This window comes from Pseudomonas sp. 1176_21 (assembly GCF_052850635.1).
In genome coordinates, this window is sequence record NZ_VXCV01000015.1 from 88,650 (window position 1) to 113,057 (window position 24,408).

Below are 24,408 nucleotides of genomic sequence, written 5' to 3' on the forward strand. Positions count from 1 at the left end.
CAGGGCGCTGCGCTTTCAGGTATGGGGCACCGCGGCGGCGGCTGTGTTGCCCGCATACTGGGGCTTGAGGTGGCCTTGTTCGTCCAGCAGGTAGGCGTCCATGATTTCCCGGACCACCGGCCCGGCCACGCGCCCACCGGCCTCGCCGTTCTCGATCATCACCGCGATGGCGATGCTCGGGTGGTCGGCGGGGGCAAAGCCCACGAACAACGCGTTGTCGCGGTGGCGCTCCAGGGTCTTGTCGCGGTTGTAGCGTTCCCCCTGCTTGATCGCCACCACCTGCGCGGTGCCGCTCTTGCCTGCGATGCGGTACTGCGCCCCGGCAGCGGCGGCGCGGGCGATGCCGCGCGGGGCGTGCATGACCATCTGCATGCCCTGGTTGACCTGGTCCCAGGCGTGGCGGTCATGCAGCACGATGTCGGGCATGGGGTTGGGGTCTACCGGCGGCTCGTCGCCGATGCTCATGGCCAGGTGCGGGCGGTGCCACACGCCCTTGCTTGCCAGCAGGCTGGTGGCCTGCGCCAGTTGCAGCGGGGTGACCTGCATGTAGCCCTGGCCGATGCCCAGGATCAGGGTTTCGCCGGGGTACCAGGCCTGGCGCCGGTTGGCGCGCTTCCAGGCGGGCGAGGGCATCAGGCCGGGTGACTCTTCGAACATGTCCAGCGAGACCTTCTGGCCCAGGCCGAATTCGCTCATGTAGTCGTGCAGGCGCTCGACCCCCAGCTTGTGCGCCAGGTCGTAGAAGTAGGTGTCGTTGGAGCGCATGATGGCGCTGTACATGTCCACCCAGCCGTCGCCGCTGCGGTTCCAGTTGCGGTACTTGTGGTCGTAGTTGGGCAGCTCGTAGTAGCCGGGGTCGAACACCCGGCTGGCCGGGGTGATCACGCCGCTGTCGAGGCCGGCGATGGCCACCTCGGGCTTGATCGTCGAGCCCGGGGCGTACAGGCCGCGCAGCACGCGGTTGAACAGTGGCCGGTCGATGGAATCGCGCAGCTCGGCGTACTGCCTGAAGCTGATGCCCTTGACGAACAGGTTGGGATCGAAGCTGGGGTTGCTGACCATCGCCAGCACCTCGCCGGTGGCCGGGTCCAGCGCCACCACCGAACCACGGCGATCGCCCAGGGCCTTTTCGGCGGCCAGCTGCAGGTGCGCGTCCAGGCTCAGGGTGATGTTCTTGCCGGGTACCGGGTCGTGGTGGCGCAGCACGCGCATGATGCGGCCCTGGGCGTTGGTCTCGACCTCTTCGTAGCCCACCTGGCCGTGCAGCTGGGCCTCGTAGAAGTGCTCGATGCCGGTCTTGCCGATGGACTGGGTGCCACGGTATTCGGTGGCATCGAGGGTCTTGGCTTCTTTCTCGTTGATGCGCCCCACGTAGCCCACCGAGTGGGCAAAGTGCGCGCCCATGGGGTATTCACGAATGAACTGCGGCTCCACGTCCAGCCCCGGCAGACGGAACTGGTTGACCGCGATCAGGGCGATCTGCTCTTCACTCAGGCCGAACATCAGCGTCACCGGCTCGAACGGCTTGCGGCCACGGCGCAGGTCCTTCTCGAAGCCCTGGCGGTCCTCCTCGCCCAGGCCCAGGATCTGCACCAGGCTGTCGAGCACCCTGGGCGTGTCGCCAGCACGCTCGCGGGTCATGGTGAGGTTGAAGCTGGGCTTGTTGTCGGCCAGCACCTCGCCGTTGCGGTCGTAGATCAGCCCGCGCTCGGGGGCGATGGGCAGCACGTGCACGCGGTTGTTCTGCGACACGGCGGCATGGTAGTCGTGCTGCACCACCTGCAGCACGTACAGCCGCCCCACCAGCACCGCCACCAGCACCAGTACCAGCAGCGCACACGCGATCAGCCTGCGGTTGACCAGGTGCGTTTCTTTCTCGTGGTCCTTGAGGGGGATAGGCTGGGGCATGTGCAGGCTCTTGCGGAAAACGGATGCACCACCGGCCTGGGAGCAGGCAGTGAACGGGCGCGATGGCGTGAATGAACGGCGATCCTACGCAAGCTGCTGCGGTGCCTCAAGGCCGGTTGTCCGCAGGCGGGCGAGGGTGCGCCGAGGTTCCCCGGTTAGCGGGGCGCAGCGTTCATGAAGATTTTTTCATGAAGGCCGCAGCGGCCCGGTCGACAGGCTGCGCTTGCATGCGTGGCGATCTGCGAATACTGTATGGATAATCAGTATCGAGGTGGACCCCATGCAGCTCATCGCCAAGCTCGGCATCCTGGCCGATGCCGCCAAGTACGACGCCTCGTGCGCCAGCAGCGGCGCCCCCAAGCGCAGCTCGCGCGGTCGCGACGGCCTGGGCGCCACCGATGGCATGGGCATCTGCCACAGCTACACCCCCGACGGGCGCTGCGTGTCGCTGCTCAAGGTGCTGCTGACCAACTTCTGCCTGTACGACTGCCAGTACTGCGTCAACCGCCGCTCCAGCAACGTGCCGCGGGCACGCTTCACGCCTGAGGAGGTGGTGCGCCTGACCCTGGATTTCTACCGGCGCAACTGCATCAGCGGGCTGTTCCTCAGCTCGGGCATCATCCGCTCCGCCGACTACACCATGGAACAGTTGATTCGCGTGGCGCAGCTGCTGCGCGAAGAGCACAACTTTCGCGGCTACATCCACCTCAAGACCATCCCCGACGCCGACCCGCTGCTGATCGAGCAGGCCGGGCGGCTGGCCGACCGCCTCAGCGTGAACATCGAGCTGCCCACCGAAGCCAGCCTGCAGCGCCTGGCGCCGGAGAAGCAGGTGCGTACCATTCGCCAGGCCATGGGCACCATCCACCACGGCCAGCAGGCGGTGGCCGGTGAAGTCAACGCACCGCGCTTCACCCCTGCCGGGCAGAGCACCCAGATGATCGTGGGCGCCGATGCCACCGACGACCACACCATCCTGGGCAATGCCGAATCGCTGTACCAGGGTTATGGCCTGCGGCGTGTGTATTACTCGGCGTTCAGCCCGATCCCCGACAGCCCCACCAGCGTACCCCTGGCCGCGCCGCCGCTGCTGCGCGAGCACCGCCTGTACCAGGCGGACTTTCTCATGCGCGGCTATGGCTACAAGGCCGGCGAACTGCTGGGCGGCGCGGGCAACCTGGCGCTGGACATCGACCCCAAGCTGGCCTGGGCCCTGGCCAACCGCGAGGTGTTTCCGCTGGATGTGAACCGTGCCGAGCCGGCGTTGCTGGCGCGCATTCCCGGCATCGGGCTGCGCAGCGTGCAACGCCTGGTGGCGCTGCGCCGTGAACGGCGCATTCGCTATGACGACCTGATCCAGCTGCGCTGCGTGCTGGACAAGGCGCGCCCGTTCATCGTCACCAGCGACTACCGCCCGCCCCAGTCGGAAACCCGCAGCGGCCTGCTGCGCGAACGCCTGCGCGAGCCGCAGGCACCGGTGCAGATGGGGTTGTGGGGATGATCGCGCTGGACTGCGACGAGCACTTCGACACCTGGCGCGACCAGGCCCGCGTGCTGCTGGGCCACGGCATCGACCCCACCGAGGTGGTGTGGGCGCACGGCCCGGTGCACGATCTGCTGGCGGTGCCGGCGGTATTGCCGCAGGGCCCCGGGCCGTTTCGCACACGGGTGCCGGCCGCCTTGCTGGATCAACTTGAGCAGGCCGCCCGCTACCGTGGCGAGCAGCGCTGGAACCTGCTGTATGAAGTGCTGTGGCGCGTGGCCCATGGCGACCGCACCGCCATGCTGGCGGGCGACCGGCTGGGCAGCGAGCTGCAGCGGCGCATCAAGCAGGTCAGCCGCGAGGCCCATCACCTGCATGCCTTCGTGCGCTTCGTGCCATTGCCGGCGGCACTGGCCGAGCAACTGCAACTGGACCTGGTGGCCTTCCATGAACCGGCCCACGACATTCTGCAAAGCGCCAGCGGCCACTTTGCCGACCGGCTGGGCCGCCAGCGCTGGCTGATCGCCACGCCACGCGATGGCATCCGTTTCGATGGCAGCACCCTGGACTACCGACGGCACTGCCCCGAGCAATGGCGCCAGTGGGCCTGCCACGCCGACGACCCTGGCGCCGAGCTGTGGCGCACCTATTACCGGCACACCTTCAACCCGGCACGGGTCAACCCCGATGCCATGCGCCAGCACATGCCGGGGCGCTTCTGGCGTCATCTGCCCGAAGGCCCGCTGATCGCGCGGCTGGTGGGCCAGGCGCGCCAGGGCAAGCAGCGCGACGGCCAGGCGCAGGAGGTGGGGCAGCAGGGCGGCAAGCGCATCGGGCGCGGGGATTCGCCAACGCGCTGAGGGCCGCCTTTCCATATGCCACCCTGGCTGTGTATGATCGGCGCGGGCCGATGCTGCCCGCCGCTCGCTCCCGTTGGGAAAGGTGAAAGCATTGCAGTTACCCCTGACGCGATCATTCTCTTGAACGTCGAGGCCTGGCAACGCGAGCCCCACACTGCCTCGGCACCAGGAGCACATGATGATCTCGATCGAACAGGCCAAACAGATGGCCAAGCGTCTGCGTACCGCCCTGCAGGCGCAGAACCCGCTGCTGACCCACTCCGGTGCACTGGAGCTGGTGGCGCAGCAGCTGGGCCACAAGGACTGGAACACCGCCTCGGCCCTGCTTGCCCCCGCCACCTCTGCAAGCGAAGTGTGCTTCGACAAGCCTATCCCCATCCTGCGCATGTTCGACGAAGCCAAGGCGCGCGAGTTCTACCTCGACTTCCTGGGCTTCAGCGTGGAGTTCGAGCACCGCTTCGAAGCCGATCTGCCGTTGTACCTGGGCATCGTGCGCAATGGGCTGCAACTGCACCTGTCCGAGCACCACGGCGACGCGAGCCCTGGCTCGACGGTGTTCATCCCCATGCACAACATCGAGCAATTGCGCGACGAGCTGCTTGCCAAGCGCTACGGCTATGGCCGCCCAAACATCGTCGAGCAGGGCTGGGGCAAGGTGCTTGAGGTGTACGACCCGTTCGGCAATCGCATTCGCTTCTGCCAGGGCTGACCGGCCTTTCCCCCCAGGCTGAAGATGCGCCGTTTGTTCAAGCGGAGCAGGCTGCGGCTACACGAAACTCCAGGCTCTGACCTGCCTGGAGTTTCACGATGCGAACCCTGTACGCCCCTGTATTTTTCCTTGGATTCGTCGGCTCGGCCGTTTGGCTGCTGGACGAGGGCGCAAGCCTTGGCTGGTTGCCGGTTCTGCTGTTGCTGGCGATTGGCGTGTCGCTGCTGTGCGAGCGGCTGTGGCCCTATCGCGAGCGTTGGAATGTGAGCCAGGGCGATGGCACCCGGGACGTGATTCACGCGGGGGTGAACGAGGCGCTCAACGTGGCCGGCATTGCCGCCATCCCCCTGATTGCCCTGGTGCTGCCCGATACCGGCCTGTGGCCGAGTGACTGGCCGCTGGCGCTGCAACTGTTGCTGGCGTTGCCGGTGGCAGACCTGGGCATCACCCTGGTGCATTACGCCAGCCACCGCCTGCCGTTGCTGTGGCGCCTGCACGCCGTGCATCACAGCGTGACCCGAATGTACGGCTTCAACGGGCTGATGAAGCACCCGCTGCACCAGATGCTCGAAGCGCTGGGCGGCACCTTGCCCTTGCTGCTGTGCGGGTTGCCGCTGGATGTGGCGGCCTTGCTGGCGTTCAGCATATCCATCCAGCTGCTGTTGCAGCACAGCAACGTCGACATGCGCATCGGCTGGCTGCGCCATGTATTTGCCTGGGCGCCGGTGCACCGGCTGCATCACCTCAAGTACGGCACCACGGGGGATGTGAACTTCGCGCTGTTCTTCAGCGTTTGGGACCGCCTGCTGGGTACCGCCTTGCACCTGCCGCACTATCACCTGGCGGACGACGACCTGGGTATCGGCGACTTTCCGGACTACCCGGTGGGCTACGGCGCGCAGTTGCGCCAACCCTTTCGCCGCGACCAGCCCGAGCATCCACCTGCCGTACTGCCCGATGCCCTGAGCCGTGCGCTAGTCCAGCAGCCTTAGGCGCAGGTGGCGCAGGGTACGGTCGGCACGGATGCCGAACTGCTGGCGCACGCTGCGTGACAGGTGGGCCGAGTCGGCAAAGCCTGCGCAGGTGGCTGCCTCGGTCAGGCTGCTACCGCCCAGTGCCAGCTGCAAGGCCACGCGCAGGCGTTGCCACAACACCAGGCGGCGCACCGACAGCCCCAGTTGACCGCTGAACAGGCGCTCCAGCTGGCTGAGCGACAGCGCCGCCTCACTGGCCAGCTGCGCGGCGGGCAGGGTGTTTTCATCCAGTGCACGCACCCGTTGCAAGGCGGTGGCCAGGCGCGGATGCAAAGGGCGCCGGGGCAGGGCGCGCAAGCGTTGGTTCAGGCCCTCCAGGTCTGCGCCGGCGTCTTCGCAGAGCTGGCGCAGCACCGGCAGTTCGAAAGCCAATGGCTCGGCAAACAGCGTGATCGCCGGTTGCTCGCTGAGAATCGCATGCGGCTGGCCGGAGGCAATGAGCAGCAGCGGCCCGCACTCGACCTGGCCCTGGATCGACGCCTGCACCGGGGCAGCGCAGGCGATCAGCACCTGGTGGGCATAGTGCGCGTGGGCCTGGGTTTGCCCGACCTGCCCGGCCACCAGGCAGTAGTCGGTGGCCAGCCACAGGTCGCCTTGCCAGGGCTCGTTGGGTGCGCGGTGGATAGTGGTGCTCCTGGGTGAGGGTGAAGGCGGGCGGCGAGGTTACAACGGCAAGGGCCGGTCCTGCACCACGCGCTTCATCACCAGGGTGGAGGTGAGCCGCTGCACGTTGGGCAGCGACGACAGGCTTTCATCATAGAGCCGCTGGAAGGCCGGCAGGTCCTGGGTGATCACATGCAGCAGGTAGTCCGGCTCGCCGAACAGGCGCTGCGCATCCACCACCTGTGGCAACGCCACCAGTGCGTTCTCGAACGCCTCGACCGCCGTGCGATCGCCCTCGCGAAGGGTGACGAAGACCATGGCGGAAAAGGTCAGGCCCAGGGCAATGGGGTCCAGTTTCGCCCGATAGCCCAGCAGCACCCCCGATTCTTCCAGGGCACGCACCCGCCGGTGACAGGGGGAGAGGCTCAACCCCACCCGCTCGGCCAGTTCGGTGATAGAAAGGCGCCCGTCTTTTTGCAGTTCGGCAAGAATGTTCCGGTCGATGCGGTCCATCTGGAAGGATCTTCCCCTATTGGCCTATGTCGCGATTATCTTCGAAAGAAAATTCTAGCAAGATTTCATTATTGTTCCCTGCATCAATTTGCTTGTGGAGCAGGACGATGCAGCCAACCGTGGATCAACCCCTGGCGTGGGTAGCGCCATGACCCTGAGTGTTTTCGTGGCGTTCTGGGCGGTGTCGATGTTGTTCATCATCACGCCGGGTGCGGACTGGGCCTATGCGATATCGGCCGGGCTGAAGGGGCGGGTGGTATTGCCCGCCGTGGCCGGGCTGTTGTCGGGGCATCTGATCGCGACACTGATCGTCGCCGCCGGGGTGGGCACGCTGGTGGCGGGGCATCCGTTTGCGCTGTCGGTGCTGACGGTGGCCGGGGCCGGGTACCTGCTATGGTTGGGCATCGGCATGCTGCGCCACCCGACTGTGCCCCAGGCGGACCAGGTGCAGGTTGCCGGTGCGTGGCAGCGCTGGGCGGTGAAGGGCCTGTGTGTGAGCGGCCTGAACCCCAAGGTGTTCCTGCTGTTTCTGGCATTGCTGCCACAGTTCACCGACGCCACGGCGCCGTGGCCGGTACCGCTGCAGATCGTGGCGCTGGGGCTGGTGCATGCGCTCAGCTGCGGGGTGATCTACCTGCTGGTGGGCTTTGGATCGCAGGCCGTGCTGGGCGCGCGGCCTGCGGCGGCGCTGTGGGTCAGCCGGGTGTCGGGGGCGGCGATGGTCATCATCGCGCTGGTGCTGCTGGGCGGGCAGCTACCCAGGTAGGCAGAATGTACGCGGCAATCGAACAGGGGGAGTGCCATGAAGAGCTTGAGAGCACGGGCCGTACAGGGCCTGGAGGTGGGGGCGCAACTGAGCGTGACCCGGTGCTTCACCGATGAGGACATCCGCTGCTTTGCGCAGCTTTCGCGGGACTACAACCCCGTGCACTACGATGCCGCCTCGGCCGAACTGCGCAGGTTCAGGTCGATCATCTCCCATGGCCTGCTGACGGCCAGCCTGGTGACCGAGATCGGCGGGCAGATCGGCTGGCTGGCGACCAGCATGAGCTTCGAGTTCAAGCGGCCGGTGTATGCCGGCGATGCAATCACCTGCCACTGGCTGATCGTGGACAAGGACGAGCGCGGGCATGCGCGGGCGCAGTTGAGCATCGTCAACGCGCAGGGCGAAACCGTGCTGGAAGGCATGACCACCGGGGTGTTGCCGAACGCAGCGGCGCGTGAACGCATGGCGCAGCTGTTGGCCGAGGGCGACCCCGGCAACCTGGCTGCGGCAGGTGCCTAGGGCGCCGGCACGCGGCAGGGTTCAATTGCGAAAGTACAGCTCGTCCAGCTGGCGCCGACGGATCGCCACGTACTGCTCCCACACCTTGGGGAACTCCGCCTCGCGGATGAACGGGAAGGTGAGGTACACGAATCGCCCCTTCACCTGAATGTACTGGCGTGCACGCTGGAAGGCCGGCTGCTCGGTCAATGCGATGCTCTCGTCGTAGCCGTCGTGGTAGTGACGAATATCCACCCGGTGCGGGGCAAGCATGCCGCGGGCAAAGTCGATCACCCAGCCGGTGCCCACCGAGGTGCTCAGGTAACCGTAGACGCCATCCTCCGACAGCTGCAGGCACGCCTTGGCCTGCGTGCCGTCGTCATCGTTCACCAGCACGATCTGGTCGTTGAAGTACTGGATGGATTGCCCCTGCGGCCCGTGCAGCACCAGGTTCCAGCCTTCGGCATCCATGCGGAACTCGCCCTGGTTGGCAAACTCGGCGATCCATCCGTTTGACAGCTCGATTCTGTGGTTGGTCATGGGGGTGGGGGTCCTGAGGGATAGGGCAGGCAGTTGCTTCAGCTGTGCTCGATCAGCATGACAGCAACGGTATCGGGCTCCAAGGCTTCGAACACATGGGGCTGGTTGGCCGGGTAGCGCAGGTAGTCGCCGGCATGCAACAGCACCGGTGCACTGGCCGGGCCTGCGCTGGCGGCCCCCTGGCACACGAATACATGCTCGAAAGTGCCCGCCGGGTGCGCCTGGGAATGGTGCGGCTGCCCGGGCTGGGCATGCACGCGGTACAGGTCCCGGCGTATGCCGGGCGGGCAGTCGGCGAGCAGGGTCGCCGCGTAGTCGGCGTCGTCGGCCTTGAGCGCCGCACCTTCGCCTGCGCGAATCACCGTGACCGTCTGCGCCGGCTGCTCGAAGAACCGCGTGACCTGAATGCCCAATGCCGTGGCCAGCGCCCACAGGGTCTCGATGCTGGGGTTGCCAAGGCCGGACTCCAGCTGCGACAGCGTAGATTTGGCCACGCCGGCGCGGCGCGCCAGATCGCTGACGGACATCCCCGACTGCAAGCGCTCGCGCCTGATGGCCTGGGCCAGAATCATGATCGGCGCATCGTTCGATATAATGGTCATTTGTTCGTTATGAGTTGACTGGGAGAGAGGGCGGCGGACATTATGGCACCCACTTGTTCGTTTTGATGGATTTTGTTCGATGGCACAGCCTTCTGTTTTTACCTCGACGGGACACCGCGCGCCATGAATGCACGTTCACGCGGCACCCTCGAAATGGTTACCGCCATGTGCATTTCTGGCACTGTCGGCTGGTTCGTGGTGCAGTCGGGCCAGTCGCCTTCGTCGATGGTGTTCTGGCGCTGCCTGTTCGGCGCCGCCGTGATGGCCCTGGCGTGCTGGGCGCTGGGGGTGTTTGGCACGCTGCGCCCGACCCGCGCGCAGTGGGGGTGGATGCTGCTGGGTGGCGTTGCGCTGGCCTGTAACTGGCTGCTGCTGTTCAGCGCCTACAGCCAGGCCTCCATCGCGGTGGCCACGGTGGTCTACCACACGCAACCCTTCATGCTGGTGGGGCTGGGCGTGCTGCTGTTCGGCGAGCGGATTTCGGCCAGTGGTGCAGGCTGGTTGGGCCTGGCGTTTGTCGGCATGCTGCTGATTGTGACGGCCAAGACGGGGGCGGCCGGGGAAAACTACCTGATAGGTGTGATGCTCGCGCTGGCGTCGGCCTTGCTGTACGCGATTGCGGCGATCATCGCCAAGCGCCTGCAGGGCGTGCCGCCGCACCTGATCGTGCTGGTGCAGCTGCTGGTGGGCGCGGCCATGCTCTGGCCCTGGGCGCAGGTGCCGGACATGACCGCGCAGCCCCAGGCCTGGGCCTACCTGCTGACCATTGGCGCGGTGCATACCGGGCTGATGTCGACCCTGCTGTACGGCGCCATCCAGAAACTGCCCACGGCGCTGATCGGCGCCCTGTCGTTTCTGTACCCGGCGGTGGCCATCCTGGTCGACTGGCTGGCCTTCGATCACCCCCTCAGCGGGCTGCAGGCAGCCGGGGCGCTGGCCATATTGCTGGCGGCGGCCGGCATGAACCTGGGCTGGCGCCTGGGCTCAAAGCCGGCCCTGAATACCTGAGTTAGACCACCGCGTGCCCTGGGCCGCACTGGTCGAGCGTGGCCAGGTAAACACTGGGCGGGGCGCCCAATTGACGATGGAACATGCTGGAAAAGGCGCTGGGGCTGTCGTAGCCCAGCTCCAGCGCGACCCGTGTGACCGAGGCGCCGGCCGCCAGGCGGGTGACGGCAGCCATCAGGCAGGCCTGCTGGCGCCAGGTGCCGAATGAAAGCCCGGTTTGTTGGCGGAACAGGCGGCTGAAGGTTCTTGCACTGCAATGCAGGGCACTTGCCCAGGACTCGGCGCTGGTGTCGATGCGGGGTTGGCGCAGGAAGTTGCGACATAGTTCGGCCAGCCGCGGGTCGTTTGGCAAGGGTGCGAACAGCGCCAGGCTCGGCGCGCTGCGCAGCTCGTGCAGTACCAACTGAATCAGATGCCCGTCGCGACCGTGTGTTTCATACAGAGCGGGTACGTGCGCCGTGGCCAGCAACAGGTGGTGGAGCAGGGGCGAGACCACCAGGGCCTGGCACTGCGAGGTATCACGCACCGGCTGCGCCGGCTCTATGTACAGGCTGCGGGTGCTCACCCCGCGCATCAGCACCTGGTGCGGCTTGCCGGCGGGTATCCACACCCCGCTACCGGGCGGAATCACCCAGCTGCCGTCCTGGGTTTGGACCTCCATCAGGCCACTCATGCCATACAGAAACTGTGCGCGCCGATGCACATGGGTGGGCAGCAGTGTGTCGGGCGGGTAGTCGGTACCGATGGCGAGCACCGGGCGGGCGACGGCGTCGACGCTGGCGAGCGGAATATTGAGCATGTGAAGCACCTTGGCCGGAACGCGAGGATTATTGGCCAATTCGCGAGGGCTGGCCACATGTCTGGCCGTTAACGTGTGGCTCCCCCTTGTGTTGGAAGCGATGCATGTTCTGGTTTCTGCTGTGTGCGTTCGGTGTGGTAGCCGGTGTGACGACTGTGCTGTTCGGCTTTGGTGGCGGCTTTGTGGCGGTGCCGCTGCTGTTCACCCTTATCAGTGTGAGCCATGCGCCGGGGTCGGCCATCGGCGAGGCCGCGATGCATATCGCCGTGGCCACCTCCACGGCGGCGATGATCTTCGGCGCAGGCCTTTCGACCTTGCGCCATGCCCGTGCGCGCACCTTGCAGTGGCCTGTGGTGCGGCCGTTGCTGGGTTACGTTGCGCTGGGTGCAGTGCTGGGCGCATGGGCCGCCACGCAGGTGCAAGGGGCGTGGATACGCTGGCTGTTCATCGGCTACCTTGGCCTGACCATTCTTGATGCCGTGTTGCGCCCGGGGTTTACCGTGAGCACAAGCGATGGCATGCGCCCGCTGGGCCGTCGATCCAGCGCCGTGATCGGTGTCGGCATGGGCGCCGTGGCCGCATTCCTGGGTGTAGGCGGCAGCGTGATGAGCGTGCCGCTGATGCGCAGGCGTGGGGCGAGCATGGCCGTGGCGACGGCGTCGGCCAACCCGCTGTCGCTGCCGATGGCGATTGCCGGTACTGCCGCCTACGCCGTGCTTGCGTGGCGCACCGAAGTGCTGGGGCCCTGGTTTGCCGGCTATATCGACGTGCGTGCCCTGGCCGTGCTGGTGCTTGGCTCGTGGTGCGGCATTCGCCTGGCCGCGCCGTGGATCGGGCGCATGCCCGACGCGCTGCATGTGAAGTGCTACCTGGCCCTGCTGGGGGTGGTGCTGGTGGTGATGGTGGTTGCCTGACTAGCCCAGCCAGACGCTCAGTAACCCCGCAGCCAGCGCGACCAGTGCCGTGTTGAGGCACACCAGCGCAAAGCCGAAGCGCACCAGTTCGCCTTCTTCACTGGTGCTGGTTCTGGCCAGGCCCAGGATCAGCATCACGATCGACAGCGAGCCCAGCGCCGCATGCCCCGCCGCGCTGTTCTGCACCGCCGCGAGCAACAGGCGGCCGTGTTCGGGCAGCATGGCGATGGCGGGCATGAAGATCGCATTGCCGCCCACGTTCGAGCCGGTCATGTAGCCGGACAACCCGCCCAGCAGGGCGACCAGCAACGAGGCGGTGGACGGTGCCAGGCCGGTCAGCAGCTGCATCAGGCCCGCCAGAAAGCCGGCCTTGACCATCAACTGCGACATGGCGAGAAAAAAGAAGATCGTCAGCAGGGGCCGCTTCGCCCGGGCCAGCAGTGCGGTGCCGATGCGGGTACCCGGCCCCGGCAGGGACGGTGCGCTTCGCGGGTGAAACCCCAGGCCCACCAGCACCAGGATCAGTGCCACGCCCGGCGAGGCGAGCGGCTTCCAGGTGACCTGCGCGCCCTGGACGACCCACAGGTTCTGCCAGCCGGTGATGGCCCACAGCGCCTTGAGTGCGACGATGCTGGTGATCAGCACCAGGTAAGGCCACGCCTGGCGCGGCCATTGTCGCGCCCCGCGTGTGCCGCCGTGGTTGTGCAGGCGCCACAGCCCGTTGGCCAGTACGGCGGCTGCGCTCACCAGGCCCGCCGCCACGCCGGCTACCTCCGGCCCCAACCCGCGGCTGCTGCTGTAGAGCACCCCCACGAATACCAGCCAGCCAGCGCCCAGCACCGTCCATTCGCGCAAGGTGCGAACCTCGGCCAGGTACAGTGCCATCGCCCCGAGCGCGAGAAACACCGGTGCGCTGGTCAGTGCCGAGGTGGCTGCCAGCGCCGCAGCGTCCAGATGGGCCAGGGAAGCGCCGATCACCGATGCCAGGCCCAGCGTGCCCCACGGCATGATCGCCATGCCGGCCAACGCGATACGCAGCGCCACCCGGCGGTCGAACAGGCTGAGCAGCAGCGGCACGGTGGCGATCAACGACACGCCAAAGCCGGTCATGGCTTCGAGCAACGGGGCCAGCCCGAGCACGATGAACACCACCTGGTCGCCGCGCCCGAGCCCGAGCGAGCGTACCCACTGGCTGAATGCCAGGTTCACGCCCAGGCGCTCGATGAAGATCACGAAGGCCAGCCCCGGTACGATCACGAACGCGGTGCTGGCAAACAGCACGGCAGTGTCCTGGGCGGCCGCCACCAGGCTGCCCAGGCGCCACGTATCGGCAGCACCGACCAGCCACAGCACCATTACCAGCAGCGTACCGGCGATGGCGGCGTGCACGGGTGGGCGGCGCAGTACCACCAGCATGGCCGTGACCAGCAGCACGGGCGACAGATGAAACAGTGCGAGCATGCGAGCAATATCCTGTGTAAGTCCCGACCAGGGCTGCGGCTGCAGGCTGGGGCTCGATAATATTTCTCGCTGTCAGATAAAGGGGCGCGGATTTCTGGTAGTTTTCGAGAAAATTTCTCGCAGGGTTTCCATGGCCATTCACGATGTAGCGGCTGAGCCGCTGGACAAGTTCGACCGCGCCATTCTTGACCTGGTGCAGCGCGACAACACCGTGCCGCTGCGGTTGGTGGCCGAGCAGGTCAACCTGTCCACGGCGGCGGTGCAGCGGCGCATCAAGCGCATGGAGGAGCGGGGCGTCATCACCGCCAATGTCGCCGTCGTCGACCCTACTGCGGTGGGTCGGCCGATCACCATCATCGTGGAGGTGATGGCCGAGCGCACCAGCCTCGATGCGCTGGAGGCCATGAAGGCGCACTTTGCGGTGCCTGAAGTGCAGCAGTGCTACTACGTCACTGGCGAGGTGGATTTCGTGCTGGTGCTGACCGTGGCCAGCATGCAGGAGTACCAGGCGTTGGCGCGGCGGTTGTTTGCCGAGAACGCCAATGTCACCTGGTTCAAGACCATTGTGGCGCTGGACCGGGTGAAGGTCGGGTTGCAGGTGCCCAGCCTGTAGGAGCGGGCCTTGCCCCGCGATCTGGCGCGCAGCGCCAGCAGAACCTGCGATGCGACACCGCACACTTTCCAAGGTAACGATGTTGGTGCAGCATAGGCCCGCGTCGACAAAGGGACATGAGACTCGAATGAAGCTGATCGCTGCGCAAATCTCGGCCACCCCGGGGGATGTCGAAAAGAACCTCGCCCAACACATCGGCGCTATCCACGCCGCCGCAAGCCAGGGAGCCGATGCGGTGGTCTTCCCCGAACTTTCGCTGACCGGCTACGAACCCGAACTGGCCGGTGGCTTGGCGATGGCGCCCACCGACAGCCGCCTCGATGCGTTCCAGGCCTTGAGCGATCGCTACACCCTGCTCATCGCCGTGGGTGCGCCAACCCAGGGGAGGGAGGGCACCCAGATCAGCATGATCGCCTTCCAGCCAGGGCTGCCACGTGCGGTGTATTCCAAGCAGCTTCTGCACGCCGACGAACTGCCATTCTTCACGCCTGGTACCCAGCAGCAGGTGTTCCGCCAGGGCGGGCATGTTCTGGTGCCCGCGATCTGCTATGAATCCTTGCAACCCGCCCATGCATCCCAGGCCGCCGCGGCAGGTGCCCAGGTGTACCTGGCCAGCGTGGCCAAGTCGCAGAAGGGCGTGGACCTGGCCTGCAACCATTACCCGGCAATGGCCCGCAAGCATGGCATGACCGTGATCATGGCCAACTGCGTAGGCCCCGCCGACAACTTCATCGGTGCAGGCCAGTCCGCGGTCTGGAACCCGAATGGCGAGCGCGTTTGCACTGCCGACGCCACCCGGCAAGCCCTGGTCGCATATGACACACGCACGGGAGAAGCGGGTACTGTCAGCCTGGCTTGAATCACCATCGCCACCCCAATTCGTCGACCTTCGGAAGCACTCATGCCCGCCTTGATTCCCCTTGACCCCGCAACACTCCCGGACATCGCCACGCTGCGCCAGCGCGCCAAGGCCCTGGCCATGCTCGATGCCATCGTCTCCCCCGAATGGGAATACCGCTATTTCAGCTACAACGCGAGCTGGTTCGACGGTGAGGAAATGGCGTCGATGCGCAATGGCTCGGGCGATGAATGGTTTGTGCACTTCGGGCCGTTCGGCGCGGCCATCAAGGGGATTGCGCATGAATCCCCGTTAGCCGGCGACAGCCGTCTCGTCGAGGCCGTACAGCAACAAGTGCCGCCGGCCTTTGCCGCCTTTCTCAACGAAGCGGCCTTCAGTATGGACTGGCTGAGCTACTGCTACTGGAGAAGCCCTGACGACGCGGCCTGGCAGAAGGTGGCAGCGCCGAACGTCACAACGGACCACCTCGACGATGGCTCGGTGGAGTTTCTGGCGCTGCTGATCGAACCGGCCAGTGGCTACGTGGAGTTTGCCCAGTGGTACTACGAGCAGGCCGTGCCATTGGCGGCGGTGCAGCAACTCTACGACCACACCCCGTTGACCGCCGACCTGGTGGACGCGCTCAACCCGGACCTGGACTTTGCCGAGGCGGTGGCCTCGGCTGTCGAAACGGGCTACCCCTGCGCCGGATAAGTGCTACCACCCCTGGGCCAGCGGCGCTGGCCCTTGCAAGGTGGGGAACAGCGGCAACACTTCTTCGGCCAATTCCTGAATGACCTCGTCAACCGGCCGCCGGGCCATCTGAATGCCCAGCGCCGCATGATTGACGCCCGCTGCCTTCCATTCGCCAAGCAACGCGATCAGCCCGTTGCGCCCGGTCTTGAGAACGTACCCACCTTGCAACGGCGTGCGCGGGAAGTCGGGGTCTTCGTCCAGGTCGATCCACTCGTTGGTCATGTGCGGGCGAAACCCGCCGTGGGGGATCTGCGAGCGCCACGCCCGAACCTTTTCTGCCAGGCGAAGCGGGCCCTGCGCCGTGTGGGTGGCGTCCGGGTAGGTCAGCCAGCCATCGGCCTGCTCACCCAGCCACTGCAGGGACTGACGCGACGACCCCGTCACAATCAGCGGAATGCGCCCGGTGACCGGTTGTGGCAGTAGCTGCGTGCCGTTCATCTGGCCCAGCGGCGAGCGGAGGGTCGCAGGGCCCTGCGCCAGCAATTGCCGAAAGTAGTCCACGCTGTGGGCAAAGCGCTCACCGCGCTGGTCATGGGCCAGGCCGTAGGCGGGGAACTCCACGGCCCTGTCCCCCGACGCGATGCCCATCACCAACCGGCCGCCCGACAGGCGATCGAGGCTGGCGGCAGACTTGGCCAGGTCGATGGGGTGGCGCAAGGTGAAGATGGCGCTGCCGGTGACCAGCGCGATGTGCCGGGTATGGGCGGCCAGGTAGCCCAGGTACACGAAGGGGTCGAACACCTGGCCGGCATCGCCGAAGGCCGGGTCGAACAAGGGCACGTCGCGCACCCATACGGCAGCAAAGCCCAGGCGCTCGATCTCGCTCACATGCTGCGCCTGGGCGTGAAGCACCGCCATGTCGCCCTGGTAGAAGCGCAGTGGCAGAAAGATGCCCAGTGTCAGGTGATCGGCGGCGAACATGCGCCGGTAGCCGGGGTGGTGGGCGAAGGCTTCGGCGTTCGCGCCGCAGGTGACGGCGGGTGCAGTGGGGTGGGTCATGGTGTTCATGCCTGTTCCTTGGTGTCGGGGTTCATGGGCCGGTGGCAGGGGCGGGCAGGCGGATGCCGCGTTGTACCGCAGGGCGCTGCTCTACCTGCGCGTACCATTGGCTCAACCAGGGCTGCTGGCTGAAGTCGAAGCCCACCAGCTGCGCGATATGCAGCCAGGCGAAGGTGGCTATGTCTGCAATCGAATAGGTGGCGCCACCCAGCCACGGCTGGTTTGCCAGGTGCTGATCGAGGGTGACGAAGGTGGCTTCGGTGAGGGTCCTGTAACGCTGGATGGCGGCAGGGTTGGGCCCGCTGTCGAAGCATTCGAAGTGCACGCGCTGGCCCAGCAACGGCCCCATGCTGGCGCTGTGAAACATCAGCCAGGTGATGCATGCCCAGCGCTCGGGAGCGTCGTGGCCAAGCAACTGGCCGCTCTTGTCCGCCAGGTACAGCAGGATGGCGGCGGACTCGAACAGGGTGATGCCAGTGGCGCGGTCGATCAGCACCGGAATGCGACCGTGCGGGTTGAGCGCAAGAAACTCGGGCCGCTGGTGCTCGCCCTCATCGATGCGCACATGGCGCAGGCTGTAGGGCAGGTCCATTTCTTCCAGGGCGATGGTGATCTTGAAGCCGTTTGGCGAACTGTCGGTGTAGAGAATCAGGTCAGGATCGGACACAGGGCAAATACCTCAGGCAGACTAATGCTTGTTGCGTGGTGTGGGTGCCATGCTAGTGAGTGATTGCCTGGGACAAAAACGATTAGTCCTGCGCTTTGACGTTAGATTTTCTAAACCAGGGAATACGCCATGGGCGCCGTTCTACCCTTGCTGGCGCTGCGCGCCTTTACCGAAGCTGCACGGCTGGGCAGCCTCAAGGCGGCGGCCGAGCACATGGGCGTCACCCCCGGCGCCATCAGCCAGCAGATCCGCCAGCTGGAAGACCGTCTGGGCGTCACGCTGCTGCTACGGGGGCGGCATGGGGTGCAGCTCAGCGATGCCGGCGCACGTCTTTTCCCCGGGTTGTCGCGGGGCTTTGGGCAGATCGAGAACGCGCTGCTCGAACTTGAGTCGTTCACCCACGAGCAAACGCTTACCATCAGCACCGTGCCGTCGTTCGCGTCCACCTGGCTGGTGCCGCGCCTGGGTGACTTCAGTGCCCGGCATCCTGGCATCGAAGTGCGGGTGGAGGCGTCGGCAAGGCTGGTGGATTTCCAGCGCGAGCGCATCGACATTGCGCTGCGCCATGGCCTGGGCCAGTACCCGGGGCTGGAGTCGATCCCACTGATGGCGCCGGTGCTGCTACCGGTGGCCAGCCCTCGGCTGCTGGCCGAGGGGCCGCCGATCAACAGCCCGCAGGATTGCCTGAACTACCCGTTGCTGCACGACACCGAGCGAGCGGATTGGCTGCTGTGGCTGCAAGCGCATGGCGTGGAGGCTGACAGCCGTAGCCAGCGCGGTGCCAGTTACGATGAAGACCTGTTGCTGCTGCGCGCGGCGGCGAGCGGGCAGGGCATCGCCCTGGTGCAGGACAATCATGCCCAGGAAGATCTGCACAACGGCAGGCTGGTGGTGGCGCTGGACAGGCCGTGGCCGTCGCGATTTGCGTACTACCTGGTAACGCGCAAAGAGGCCTTGAAGCGGGCGCAGGTGCAGGCGTTCATCGAGTGGATAACGCAGCAGGCGGGCGCTGCGTGACAGGTGTGGCTCAGCTTTCGGCGGCGGGGGGCGGGGTTTCGGCGGCTTCTGCAGCCAGCTTCAGTCGGTCGGCCTTGCAGATGTATTTGGGTTTGCTTTTGGGGGCCAGCTTGGCGCTGGCCTTCTTGGCGTTGGCCTTGAGTATCTGCTTGATCTTCTTTTGGCGGTTCATGGTTCTGCTGGGCCTGTAGATGCTTGAAAGCGGTGCGATGGCGGGGAGGTTGCAGGTGTTCTGCTGAGCCTTGCCGGCATTGCCGGTGGGGCGAGTTTACTAAAGGTTGCGCTGCAAGCGTGAGCGTTGTGCGTGGGGGGCTTTGAGGGCGCGTTCGCAGGTTTTGCTGGCGCTGCGCGGCAGATCGCGGGGCAAGGCCCGCTCCTACGGCCTGGCGGTCAGAGGCGGAGTCTGCCAGAGGTCTACATGCACGGTGTATCACGCGAACTGCACGTGCAGGTTTTGCTGGCGCTGCGCGCCAGATCGCGGGTCAAGCCCGCTCCTACGGCCTGGCGGCCAGAGGCGGAGTCTGCCCGAAGGGCGTAGGAGCCGGCGTTGCCGGCGAACGAGCGCGAAGCGGTCGCAACGCCTGAGTGTGCGGTGTATCAGGCAAACCGCACGTGCAGGTTTTACTGGCGCTGCGCACCAGATCGCGGGGCAAGGCCCGCTCCTACGCCCTGGCGACCAGAGGCAGAATCTGCCCGCAGGGTGTAGGAGCCGGCGTTGCCGGCGAACGAGCGCGAAGCGGTCGCAACGCCTGAGTGCGCGGTGTATCAGGCAAACCGCACGTGCAGGTTTTACTGGCGCTGCGCACCAGATCGCGGGGCAAGGCCGCTCCCACGGCCTGGCGGCCCGAAGCAGATCATCGAGCCATGCATAATCCGCTTCTGCCCGCAGGGCGTGGGAGCGGGCTTGACCCGCGAATCGAGCGCGAAGCGGTCGCAACGCCTGAATGCACGGTGCATCAGTCAATCTGCATATGCCGGCAATCACGCTGACCCCGGCGCATCATCAGAAGCTGTACTTCGCCGTAACCATCAAGTTGCGCGGGTCGCCAAACACGTCATATGGGCTCCACGTGGAGTTGCTGGCGATGCCCTGGTAGTACTTCTTGTCGAACACGTTGTTGATGTTCAACTGCGTGTCCAGATGCTTGTTGACCTGGTAACCCGCCATCAACCCGACCAGCGCATACGCCTCCTGCTCGACATGGTAGTTGCCGAACACATTGCTGCCCTTGTTGAAGGTCGCGCTCTGGCTATAGAGGTTGGCCCCCACACGCCACTGCTTCAGATCACCCTGCAACTGGTACGTGGTACTGGCCTTGAACATATGACGCGGCAGGTCGGTGTCGAACAGCCGGCCTTCCTTGGCCTTGTCGGCATCCTTCTCGTACTTGGCCTGGGCGAACGTATAGCCGGCGCCCACTTGCCAGTTGGGCGTCAGCGCACCATTGATCTCGAACTCGATGCCCTGGCTGCGCACCTTGCCGGCCGCTTCATAGCACCCGTAGCTACCCACCGGGATGACCTTGCACAGGCTTGCATCCGCCACCTCGGCCGCGCGGTTGAGCTGGTCGATCTGGAACAGCGAAGCACTGGCATTCAGCGCGCCGCCAAAATACTCACCCTTGATACCCACTTCGTAGTTTTCGCCGGTAATAGGCTCAATGCCTTTGCCTTGGCCGTCCTTCTCGGTCTGCGGCTGAAAGATATCGGTGTAGCTGGCATACACCGAATGGTTGTCGTCCAGGTCATAGATAACCCCGGCATAACGGGTGACGTTGCGCACCACCTTGGTCTTGCCCGAGGTGTAGTACTGGTCGTTGATCTGGTCATAGATGGCCGTGGCGTCGTACCAGTCCAGGCGCGCACCGAGTATCACCTTCAGCGGGTCGGCCAGGTTCCAGCGCGTGGTGAGGTAGAGGCCTTCCTGATCGACCTTGTCGTCGATGGAGTAGATGTCCGGCACGTTCGGTCTGGCCAGCCCACCCGGATTGAAGCGGTTGATGTCCGGCACATCGACGAACACCGTGCCGCCGGTGGCTTCGGTCTTGAGCTGGCGCTTGCTGGCGCCGACCACCAGTTCATGCTCGCGCCCCAGCAGTGTGAACGGGCCTGTGGCGTAGACATCGTAGGTGGACTGATCGAAGTCGCGGTTCTGGTTGAAGATGCGCTGGCGGTAGGTGGCGTCGTTGTTGCGCTCCAGCACGCCGCCCATCATCTTGAATTCGGACCAGTTTTTCGACGCGCCCAGGTGAAGGCGCCAGTCGTTGTCGAAGCGCTGGTCGAGCTCGACGAACACCGTCTTGTTCTCGACGTCCTGGTGCGACCAGCTGTAGCCGAAGGTCTTGGAGCGAGAAAAGCCCATGTGGCTGCCATCGGGGTTCACCGGCAGGCCGCCCCAGTTGATGTTGTTATTGTCGTTCTGGTCGGACGCCCCCACGGTCAGGGTGGTGCTGTCGGTGAGGTCGAACTCGCTGATGCCGTAGAACACCCCGCGCTCGCGCCCGGCGTAATCCTGATAGCTGCCCTTGTCGTTGTACGCGCCGACGATGCGGCCACGCACGCTGGCGCTGTCGTTCAGCGGGCCGGACACATCCAGCTCGCTGCGGTAGTTGTCCCAGCTGCCGGCGCTGCCGGTCACGCTGGCCTGGAACGCCTGGGTAGGGCGCTTGCGCACCATGTTGATGGCGGCCGACGGGTTGCCGGCCCCTTGCATCATGCCGGTGGCGCCGCGCACCACTTCGACGCGGTCATAGGGGGCCAGGTCGGCGGTGGCCACCCAGTCGGCGTTGTAGGTGGTGGGTAGGCCGTCGAACATCAGGTTGGTGATGGGGAAGCCGCGGGCGAAGAACTCGCTGTTGGCCGGGCGCGCGGCCGACAGGCGCAGCCCGGGCGTGGCCTGCACCACGTCGTCGAGGCTGCGCATGCCCTGGTCGTCCATGCGCTGGCGGGTAATCACCGTGACCGACTGCGGTGTTTCGCGCAGCGACAGCGGCAGCTTGGTGGCGGTCTGCATGGCGCCGGTGGTGTACGAACCGCTGTGCTCGGTGGTCGAGCCCAGGCCCAGGCCGCTGATGGTGGTGGCGCCCAGTTCCAGGGCATCGCCGTTTTGGCTACGGGCAATCAGCAGGTAATTGCCGCTTGCGGTGCGGGTAACCGTGAGGCCGCTGCCGGCCAGCAGGCGTTCGAGGCCATCCTGCACGGCATAGTCCCCACGCAGTGCCGGGGCGCGCTTGCCCTGCACCAGCGCCGGGTCGAACGGCAGGCTGATGCCGGCCACCTGGGCAAAGCTGTTGAGCGACTCTTCCAGCGGGCCGGCCGCCAGCTCGTAGTGGCGGCTGCTTGCCTCGGCGGCCTGCGCGGCCGCACTGGCCAGCGACACGCTGGTGGCACCGGCCAGCAACATACTGCGCAGGGTCAGTGCCAGCACGCTGCGCTGCAAAGGCCGGGTGGGGATAAAAGCAGAAGACATGGACGGCGTGCTCCTTTCGAATGACGAGGTGTATTGCCTGTCTGTCGAAGAGGGCGGCAAAACCCGTAAAAGTTTTTGAGATTTCTTCTCATCAGCCTTACCGGGCGACGATACGGGTCCATAACGGGGTAAAGCGTTCCACCCGCACCGGCAGCGAATCGCTCAGGGCGCTGAGGGCCTGGTCGATGTCATCGAGCTGGAACACGCCCGACACCTCCAGGTGCGCGATGGCCGGGTCGCAGCGCAGCCAGCCGTGGCGATAGCGCGCCAGTTCTGCGGTCAGCTCGCGCAGTTGCATGCGCTTGGCCACCAGTTGCCCGCGCGCCCAGGCGCTGGCATTGAGGGGGCTGGTTTCGACCCGCTGGCTGCCGATTGCATCGATCAGGTATTGCTCCCCGGCGGCAACCATCACCGGCTGGCCCTTGCCCTGAATCGCCACCACCCCATCCTCGACCCGCAACCGCGTGCCGCTGGCTTCATCACGCACCGCAAAGGCCGTACCGATGGCCTGCAACTGCGCATGCCGCGTGCTGACCCAGAAGCTGCGACGCCCGCCCGCCGTGGCGGCGTCCTTGCCGGTGTCGATAAAGATTTCGCCGCGCCGCAGCACGATCAACCGGCGCTGGGCGGTGAATTGCACGTCCACTGCACTGGCTGTGTTCAGTTGCAGGCGGGTGCCGTCGTCCAGCAAAAACTGACGGCGCTCGCCCACCTCGGTGGCGTAGTCCGCGCCCCAGGGCACCAGCGTGCTGTCACGCATCGACCAGCCGGTAACGCCGCTGGCCAGCAGCCCCACGCCCAGCAGCTTGAGCGCCTGACGCCGGCTGTGACGACCGCCTTGCAGGCGTTGCAGTGTGTCCCGCGCCACCGAGCCGGGCAGTGCGGCCAGGCCCTGGAAGGTGGCATCGCTTTTCTGCAGCGCTTGCCAGGCCACCTCATGCAGCGCGTGCGCCTGACGCCAGCGTTGGCAGGCCTCCAGCAGCTGCGGGTTGGCGCCGTCGGACTCGATGCGCACCAGCCAGCCGATGGCCTGGTCCAGCACGTTGTCGGGCAGTTCGGGCAATGGCGGGCGGCTCATCGCTGGGCCAGGTAGCAATGGCGAATGGCGCTGGCCATGTACTTCTCCACCGAACTCAGGCTTACCGCCAGGCGCTCGGCGATCTCCTTGTAGCTCAGGCCCTCCAGGCGCGACAGCAGAAAGGCCATGCGCACCTTGGGCGGCAGGCCGTTGAGCAGGGCGTCCACACGGGCCAGGGTTTCCAGCAGTATCAGCTGCGACTCGGGCGACGGCACCTCGGCTTCGGGCAGGTGTGCGATGGCCTCCAGATACGCCCGCTCGACCCGCTGGCGACGCACGCGATCCACCAGCAGCCCGTGGGCCACGGTGCTCAACCAGGCACGCGGCTGACGCAACTGCTGCAGCTGCTCCGGCTTGCCGAGGATGTGCACGAAGATGTCATGGGCCAGGTCCGCCGCGTGGTCGCCGTGGCGCATGCGCTTGCGCAACCAGCCCAGCAACCAGGCGTGATGGTTGATGTACAGCGCACGAACATCGGCGTGAGGGGTGGGGGAAGTGGATGGCGACGACACGGAAAACCTCAGCATGATAGCCAGGTGCATTTGAGAATTTGTCGCATCCTAGTGCCAGTGGGCCGTGGACAGCAAGGGGAGAGTGCGTGATGTTGGGGGGCAGGTGGGGTTTTGGTGGGCGGAGCGAGCTCGGTAGGCCGCGTGTGCGGCCCGTGTGTTGCGTCGTTACTCGGGTGTCGCGTTTGCTTCCATGCCGTCCAGCACGGTGTCGATCAGTACGGTGCTCATTTCCAGCGATTGCTGTGCGGCGATCAGCAGCGTCTTGAACTGCTCGTCGGCGCGTTCGCAGGCTTGGGCGGTGGTGTCCTTGGCGCATTGGATCTGGAGCGACAGGTGAACCAGGGCGTCTTCCAGCTCGATGCCTTCGCAGACTGAAAACAGGGGCGGGTGATTGCCGTTGCAACAGCCGAAGGCGGTGTAGGTGGGTTTGCGGCGGGGAGTAGCTGGCGGATCGGGAACGATTTTACTCATTGTGGTGCTCCTTCTGCAGTGGAGCTGCCACCGTTCGCCGCGACGCGAATGGGGTGGCAGCTGTACGCGGGTTCGCGGACCGAGGCAAAAGGAACTCGGCAGACCCGAAGGTCTCCCACGCACAGCCGCCATTACACAGAAAGCAGGCACAAAAAAAGCGCCTGCAATTTGTAGTGGTGGGGCGCTGTAGCGCCTTTTGCATTAGCGGGCCGCGACGCCCGGTCGCTGGATTGACAGCGACGTCGCAAGATTAGCGGGGTTGGGGTGGGGATTCAAGACGTTCTACAGCG

At 65.8% G+C, this 24,408-nt stretch carries 26 protein-coding genes; 12 read left to right on the forward strand and 14 right to left on the reverse strand.

From position 1 onward, the window contains the following. Nucleotides 1–15 precede the first annotated feature (15 nt). Nucleotides 16–1,908: a penicillin-binding protein 2 gene (mrdA, locus tag FW760_RS24350; protein ID WP_313326866.1), complete on the reverse strand. Its 1,893-nt coding sequence runs from the start codon at nt 1,906–1,908 to the stop codon at nt 16–18. A gap of 280 nt (nt 1,909–2,188) precedes the next feature. Between mrdA and FW760_RS24355 the strand changes: the two genes are divergently transcribed. From FW760_RS24355 to FW760_RS24370, 4 genes are all read left to right on the forward strand, one after another. Continuing rightward, complete coding sequence (locus tag FW760_RS24355) at nt 2,189–3,409, forward strand: putative DNA modification/repair radical SAM protein (protein ID WP_054915341.1); 1,221 nt, start codon at nt 2,189–2,191, stop codon at nt 3,407–3,409. Next, nucleotides 3,406–4,251, forward strand: coding sequence for a TIGR03915 family putative DNA repair protein (locus FW760_RS24360; RefSeq protein ID WP_054915340.1), 846 nt, complete (start codon nt 3,406–3,408; stop codon nt 4,249–4,251). Before FW760_RS24355 ends, FW760_RS24360 begins: the two co-directional genes overlap by 4 nt. A gap of 178 nt (nt 4,252–4,429) precedes the next feature. Next, nucleotides 4,430–4,960: a glyoxalase superfamily protein gene (locus FW760_RS24365; RefSeq protein WP_446444063.1), complete on the forward strand. Its 531-nt coding sequence runs from the start codon at nt 4,430–4,432 to the stop codon at nt 4,958–4,960. Between the two features lie 98 nt (nt 4,961–5,058). Then, nucleotides 5,059–5,952: a sterol desaturase family protein gene (locus tag FW760_RS24370; protein WP_213605708.1), complete on the forward strand. Its 894-nt coding sequence runs from the start codon at nt 5,059–5,061 to the stop codon at nt 5,950–5,952. Here the strand turns inward: FW760_RS24370 and FW760_RS24375 are convergent. Beyond that, the gene (locus FW760_RS24375) at nt 5,935–6,555 is read right to left on the reverse strand and encodes a helix-turn-helix transcriptional regulator (RefSeq protein ID WP_229589228.1); all 621 of its coding nucleotides are present in this window, start codon (nt 6,553–6,555) and stop codon (nt 5,935–5,937) included. The two genes, FW760_RS24370 and FW760_RS24375, sit on opposite strands and share 18 nt — an antisense overlap. 102 nt (nt 6,556–6,657) lie before the next feature. Then, nucleotides 6,658–7,110: an Lrp/AsnC family transcriptional regulator gene (locus FW760_RS24380; RefSeq protein ID WP_043860530.1), complete on the reverse strand. Its 453-nt coding sequence runs from the start codon at nt 7,108–7,110 to the stop codon at nt 6,658–6,660. Nucleotides 7,111–7,258: 148 nt separating this feature from the next. On the opposite strand from FW760_RS24380, the gene FW760_RS24385 reads away from it, so the two are divergent. Both FW760_RS24385 and FW760_RS24390 read left to right on the forward strand, forming a co-directional pair. After that, nucleotides 7,259–7,876 carry a LysE family translocator gene (locus tag FW760_RS24385; protein ID WP_043860545.1) on the forward strand — a complete coding sequence of 206 codons (618 nt, stop codon included), beginning with the start codon at nt 7,259–7,261 and terminating at the stop codon, nt 7,874–7,876. Between the two features lie 36 nt (nt 7,877–7,912). Continuing rightward, nucleotides 7,913–8,395 (forward strand): MaoC family dehydratase, encoded by a 483-nt coding sequence (locus FW760_RS24390; RefSeq protein ID WP_054915335.1) that lies wholly within the window; start codon nt 7,913–7,915, stop codon nt 8,393–8,395. Nucleotides 8,396–8,416: 21 nt separating this feature from the next. On the opposite strand, the gene FW760_RS24395 is transcribed toward FW760_RS24390, so the two are convergent. Further along, on the reverse strand, nt 8,417–8,914 hold the full coding sequence (locus FW760_RS24395) for a hypothetical protein (protein ID WP_043860528.1): 498 nt from the start codon (nt 8,912–8,914) through the stop codon (nt 8,417–8,419). Nucleotides 8,915–8,952: 38 nt separating this feature from the next. Continuing rightward, complete coding sequence (locus FW760_RS24400; protein ID WP_054915334.1) at nt 8,953–9,516, reverse strand: helix-turn-helix domain-containing protein; 564 nt, start codon at nt 9,514–9,516, stop codon at nt 8,953–8,955. Between the two features lie 123 nt (nt 9,517–9,639). Between FW760_RS24400 and FW760_RS24405 the strand changes: the two genes are divergently transcribed. After that, a complete protein-coding gene (locus FW760_RS24405) occupies nt 9,640–10,524 on the forward strand; it encodes a DMT family transporter (RefSeq protein WP_104573111.1) in 885 nt (294 codons plus the stop codon). A gap of 1 nt (nt 10,525) precedes the next feature. Here the strand turns inward: FW760_RS24405 and FW760_RS24410 are convergent, their stop codons facing one another. Then, on the reverse strand, nt 10,526–11,323 hold the full coding sequence (locus FW760_RS24410) for an AraC family transcriptional regulator (RefSeq protein ID WP_043860525.1): 798 nt from the start codon (nt 11,321–11,323) through the stop codon (nt 10,526–10,528). 104 nt (nt 11,324–11,427) lie between these two features. On the opposite strand from FW760_RS24410, the gene FW760_RS24415 reads away from it, so the two are divergent. Beyond that, a complete protein-coding gene (locus FW760_RS24415; protein WP_446444064.1) occupies nt 11,428–12,237 on the forward strand; it encodes a sulfite exporter TauE/SafE family protein in 810 nt (269 codons plus the stop codon). Here the strand turns inward: FW760_RS24415 and FW760_RS24420 are convergent, their stop codons facing one another. Next, a complete protein-coding gene (locus FW760_RS24420; protein WP_327781352.1) occupies nt 12,238–13,698 on the reverse strand; it encodes a transporter in 1,461 nt (486 codons plus the stop codon). It abuts the gene before it with no gap. 130 nt (nt 13,699–13,828) lie between these two features. Between FW760_RS24420 and FW760_RS24425 the strand changes: the two genes are divergently transcribed. From FW760_RS24425 to FW760_RS24435, 3 genes are all read left to right on the forward strand, one after another. After that, nucleotides 13,829–14,311 carry an Lrp/AsnC family transcriptional regulator gene (locus FW760_RS24425; protein WP_043860522.1) on the forward strand — a complete coding sequence of 161 codons (483 nt, stop codon included), beginning with the start codon at nt 13,829–13,831 and terminating at the stop codon, nt 14,309–14,311. A gap of 127 nt (nt 14,312–14,438) precedes the next feature. Further along, a complete protein-coding gene (locus tag FW760_RS24430) occupies nt 14,439–15,170 on the forward strand; it encodes a carbon-nitrogen hydrolase family protein (RefSeq protein WP_116054382.1) in 732 nt (243 codons plus the stop codon). A 42-nt stretch (nt 15,171–15,212) separates the two neighbouring features. Next, nucleotides 15,213–15,863: a hypothetical protein gene (locus tag FW760_RS24435; RefSeq protein ID WP_116054380.1), complete on the forward strand. Its 651-nt coding sequence runs from the start codon at nt 15,213–15,215 to the stop codon at nt 15,861–15,863. Nucleotides 15,864–15,866: 3 nt separating this feature from the next. Here FW760_RS24435 and FW760_RS24440 read toward each other — a convergent pair whose 3' ends face one another. Together FW760_RS24440 and FW760_RS24445 are read right to left on the reverse strand one after the other, a co-directional pair. Then, nucleotides 15,867–16,913 (reverse strand): LLM class oxidoreductase, encoded by a 1,047-nt coding sequence (locus tag FW760_RS24440; RefSeq protein WP_116054377.1) that lies wholly within the window; start codon nt 16,911–16,913, stop codon nt 15,867–15,869. Nucleotides 16,914–16,935: 22 nt separating this feature from the next. Next, the gene (locus tag FW760_RS24445) at nt 16,936–17,571 is read right to left on the reverse strand and encodes a glutathione S-transferase family protein (protein ID WP_116054374.1); all 636 of its coding nucleotides are present in this window, start codon (nt 17,569–17,571) and stop codon (nt 16,936–16,938) included. 129 nt (nt 17,572–17,700) lie between these two features. On the opposite strand from FW760_RS24445, the gene gcvA reads away from it, so the two are divergent. Continuing rightward, nucleotides 17,701–18,588: a transcriptional regulator GcvA gene (gene gcvA / locus FW760_RS24450; RefSeq protein ID WP_116054371.1), complete on the forward strand. Its 888-nt coding sequence runs from the start codon at nt 17,701–17,703 to the stop codon at nt 18,586–18,588. A gap of 10 nt (nt 18,589–18,598) precedes the next feature. On the opposite strand, the gene FW760_RS24455 is transcribed toward gcvA, so the two are convergent. The 5 genes from FW760_RS24455 to FW760_RS24475 form a co-directional block, all read right to left on the reverse strand. Further along, nucleotides 18,599–18,760 carry a DUF2986 domain-containing protein gene (locus FW760_RS24455; RefSeq protein WP_446444065.1) on the reverse strand — a complete coding sequence of 54 codons (162 nt, stop codon included), beginning with the start codon at nt 18,758–18,760 and terminating at the stop codon, nt 18,599–18,601. Nucleotides 18,761–19,591: 831 nt separating this feature from the next. Further along, a complete protein-coding gene (locus FW760_RS24460) occupies nt 19,592–22,057 on the reverse strand; it encodes a TonB-dependent siderophore receptor (protein ID WP_446444066.1) in 2,466 nt (821 codons plus the stop codon). Nucleotides 22,058–22,154: 97 nt separating this feature from the next. Further along, complete coding sequence (locus FW760_RS24465) at nt 22,155–23,135, reverse strand: FecR domain-containing protein (protein WP_258658939.1); 981 nt, start codon at nt 23,133–23,135, stop codon at nt 22,155–22,157. Next, nucleotides 23,132–23,647 carry a sigma-70 family RNA polymerase sigma factor gene (locus FW760_RS24470; RefSeq protein WP_302098955.1) on the reverse strand — a complete coding sequence of 172 codons (516 nt, stop codon included), beginning with the start codon at nt 23,645–23,647 and terminating at the stop codon, nt 23,132–23,134. Before FW760_RS24470 ends, FW760_RS24465 begins: the two co-directional genes overlap by 4 nt. Before the next feature lie 165 nt (nt 23,648–23,812). After that, the gene (locus tag FW760_RS24475; RefSeq protein ID WP_158554935.1) at nt 23,813–24,118 is read right to left on the reverse strand and encodes a DUF6124 family protein; all 306 of its coding nucleotides are present in this window, start codon (nt 24,116–24,118) and stop codon (nt 23,813–23,815) included. Between the last annotated feature and the right edge of the window lie 290 nt (nt 24,119–24,408).

What these genes read in the sequence shown, in the direction of transcription:
- mrdA (WP_313326866.1), bottom strand. Translation starts at nt 1,908, where the DNA reads ATGCCCCAGCCTATCCCCCTCAAGGACCACGAGAAAGAAACGCACCTG.
- FW760_RS24355 (WP_054915341.1), top strand. Translation starts at nt 2,189, where the DNA reads ATGCAGCTCATCGCCAAGCTCGGCATCCTGGCCGATGCCGCCAAGTAC.
- FW760_RS24360 (WP_054915340.1), top strand. Translation starts at nt 3,406, where the DNA reads ATGATCGCGCTGGACTGCGACGAGCACTTCGACACCTGGCGCGACCAG.
- FW760_RS24365 (WP_446444063.1), top strand. Translation starts at nt 4,430, where the DNA reads ATGATCTCGATCGAACAGGCCAAACAGATGGCCAAGCGTCTGCGTACC.
- FW760_RS24370 (WP_213605708.1), top strand. Translation starts at nt 5,059, where the DNA reads ATGCGAACCCTGTACGCCCCTGTATTTTTCCTTGGATTCGTCGGCTCG.
- FW760_RS24380 (WP_043860530.1), bottom strand. Translation starts at nt 7,110, where the DNA reads ATGGACCGCATCGACCGGAACATTCTTGCCGAACTGCAAAAAGACGGG.
- FW760_RS24385 (WP_043860545.1), top strand. Translation starts at nt 7,259, where the DNA reads ATGACCCTGAGTGTTTTCGTGGCGTTCTGGGCGGTGTCGATGTTGTTC.
- FW760_RS24390 (WP_054915335.1), top strand. Translation starts at nt 7,913, where the DNA reads ATGAAGAGCTTGAGAGCACGGGCCGTACAGGGCCTGGAGGTGGGGGCG.
- FW760_RS24395 (WP_043860528.1), bottom strand. Translation starts at nt 8,914, where the DNA reads ATGACCAACCACAGAATCGAGCTGTCAAACGGATGGATCGCCGAGTTT.
- FW760_RS24400 (WP_054915334.1), bottom strand. Translation starts at nt 9,516, where the DNA reads ATGACCATTATATCGAACGATGCGCCGATCATGATTCTGGCCCAGGCC.
- FW760_RS24405 (WP_104573111.1), top strand. Translation starts at nt 9,640, where the DNA reads ATGAATGCACGTTCACGCGGCACCCTCGAAATGGTTACCGCCATGTGC.
- FW760_RS24410 (WP_043860525.1), bottom strand. Translation starts at nt 11,323, where the DNA reads ATGCTCAATATTCCGCTCGCCAGCGTCGACGCCGTCGCCCGCCCGGTG.
- FW760_RS24415 (WP_446444064.1), top strand. Translation starts at nt 11,428, where the DNA reads ATGTTCTGGTTTCTGCTGTGTGCGTTCGGTGTGGTAGCCGGTGTGACG.
- FW760_RS24420 (WP_327781352.1), bottom strand. Translation starts at nt 13,698, where the DNA reads ATGCTCGCACTGTTTCATCTGTCGCCCGTGCTGCTGGTCACGGCCATG.
- FW760_RS24425 (WP_043860522.1), top strand. Translation starts at nt 13,829, where the DNA reads ATGGCCATTCACGATGTAGCGGCTGAGCCGCTGGACAAGTTCGACCGC.
- FW760_RS24430 (WP_116054382.1), top strand. Translation starts at nt 14,439, where the DNA reads ATGAAGCTGATCGCTGCGCAAATCTCGGCCACCCCGGGGGATGTCGAA.
- FW760_RS24435 (WP_116054380.1), top strand. Translation starts at nt 15,213, where the DNA reads ATGCCCGCCTTGATTCCCCTTGACCCCGCAACACTCCCGGACATCGCC.
- FW760_RS24440 (WP_116054377.1), bottom strand. Translation starts at nt 16,913, where the DNA reads ATGAACACCATGACCCACCCCACTGCACCCGCCGTCACCTGCGGCGCG.
- gcvA (WP_116054371.1), top strand. Translation starts at nt 17,701, where the DNA reads ATGGGCGCCGTTCTACCCTTGCTGGCGCTGCGCGCCTTTACCGAAGCT.
- FW760_RS24455 (WP_446444065.1), bottom strand. Translation starts at nt 18,760, where the DNA reads ATGAACCGCCAAAAGAAGATCAAGCAGATACTCAAGGCCAACGCCAAG.
- FW760_RS24460 (WP_446444066.1), bottom strand. Translation starts at nt 22,057, where the DNA reads ATGTCTTCTGCTTTTATCCCCACCCGGCCTTTGCAGCGCAGCGTGCTG.
- FW760_RS24465 (WP_258658939.1), bottom strand. Translation starts at nt 23,135, where the DNA reads ATGAGCCGCCCGCCATTGCCCGAACTGCCCGACAACGTGCTGGACCAG.
- FW760_RS24475 (WP_158554935.1), bottom strand. Translation starts at nt 24,118, where the DNA reads ATGAGTAAAATCGTTCCCGATCCGCCAGCTACTCCCCGCCGCAAACCC.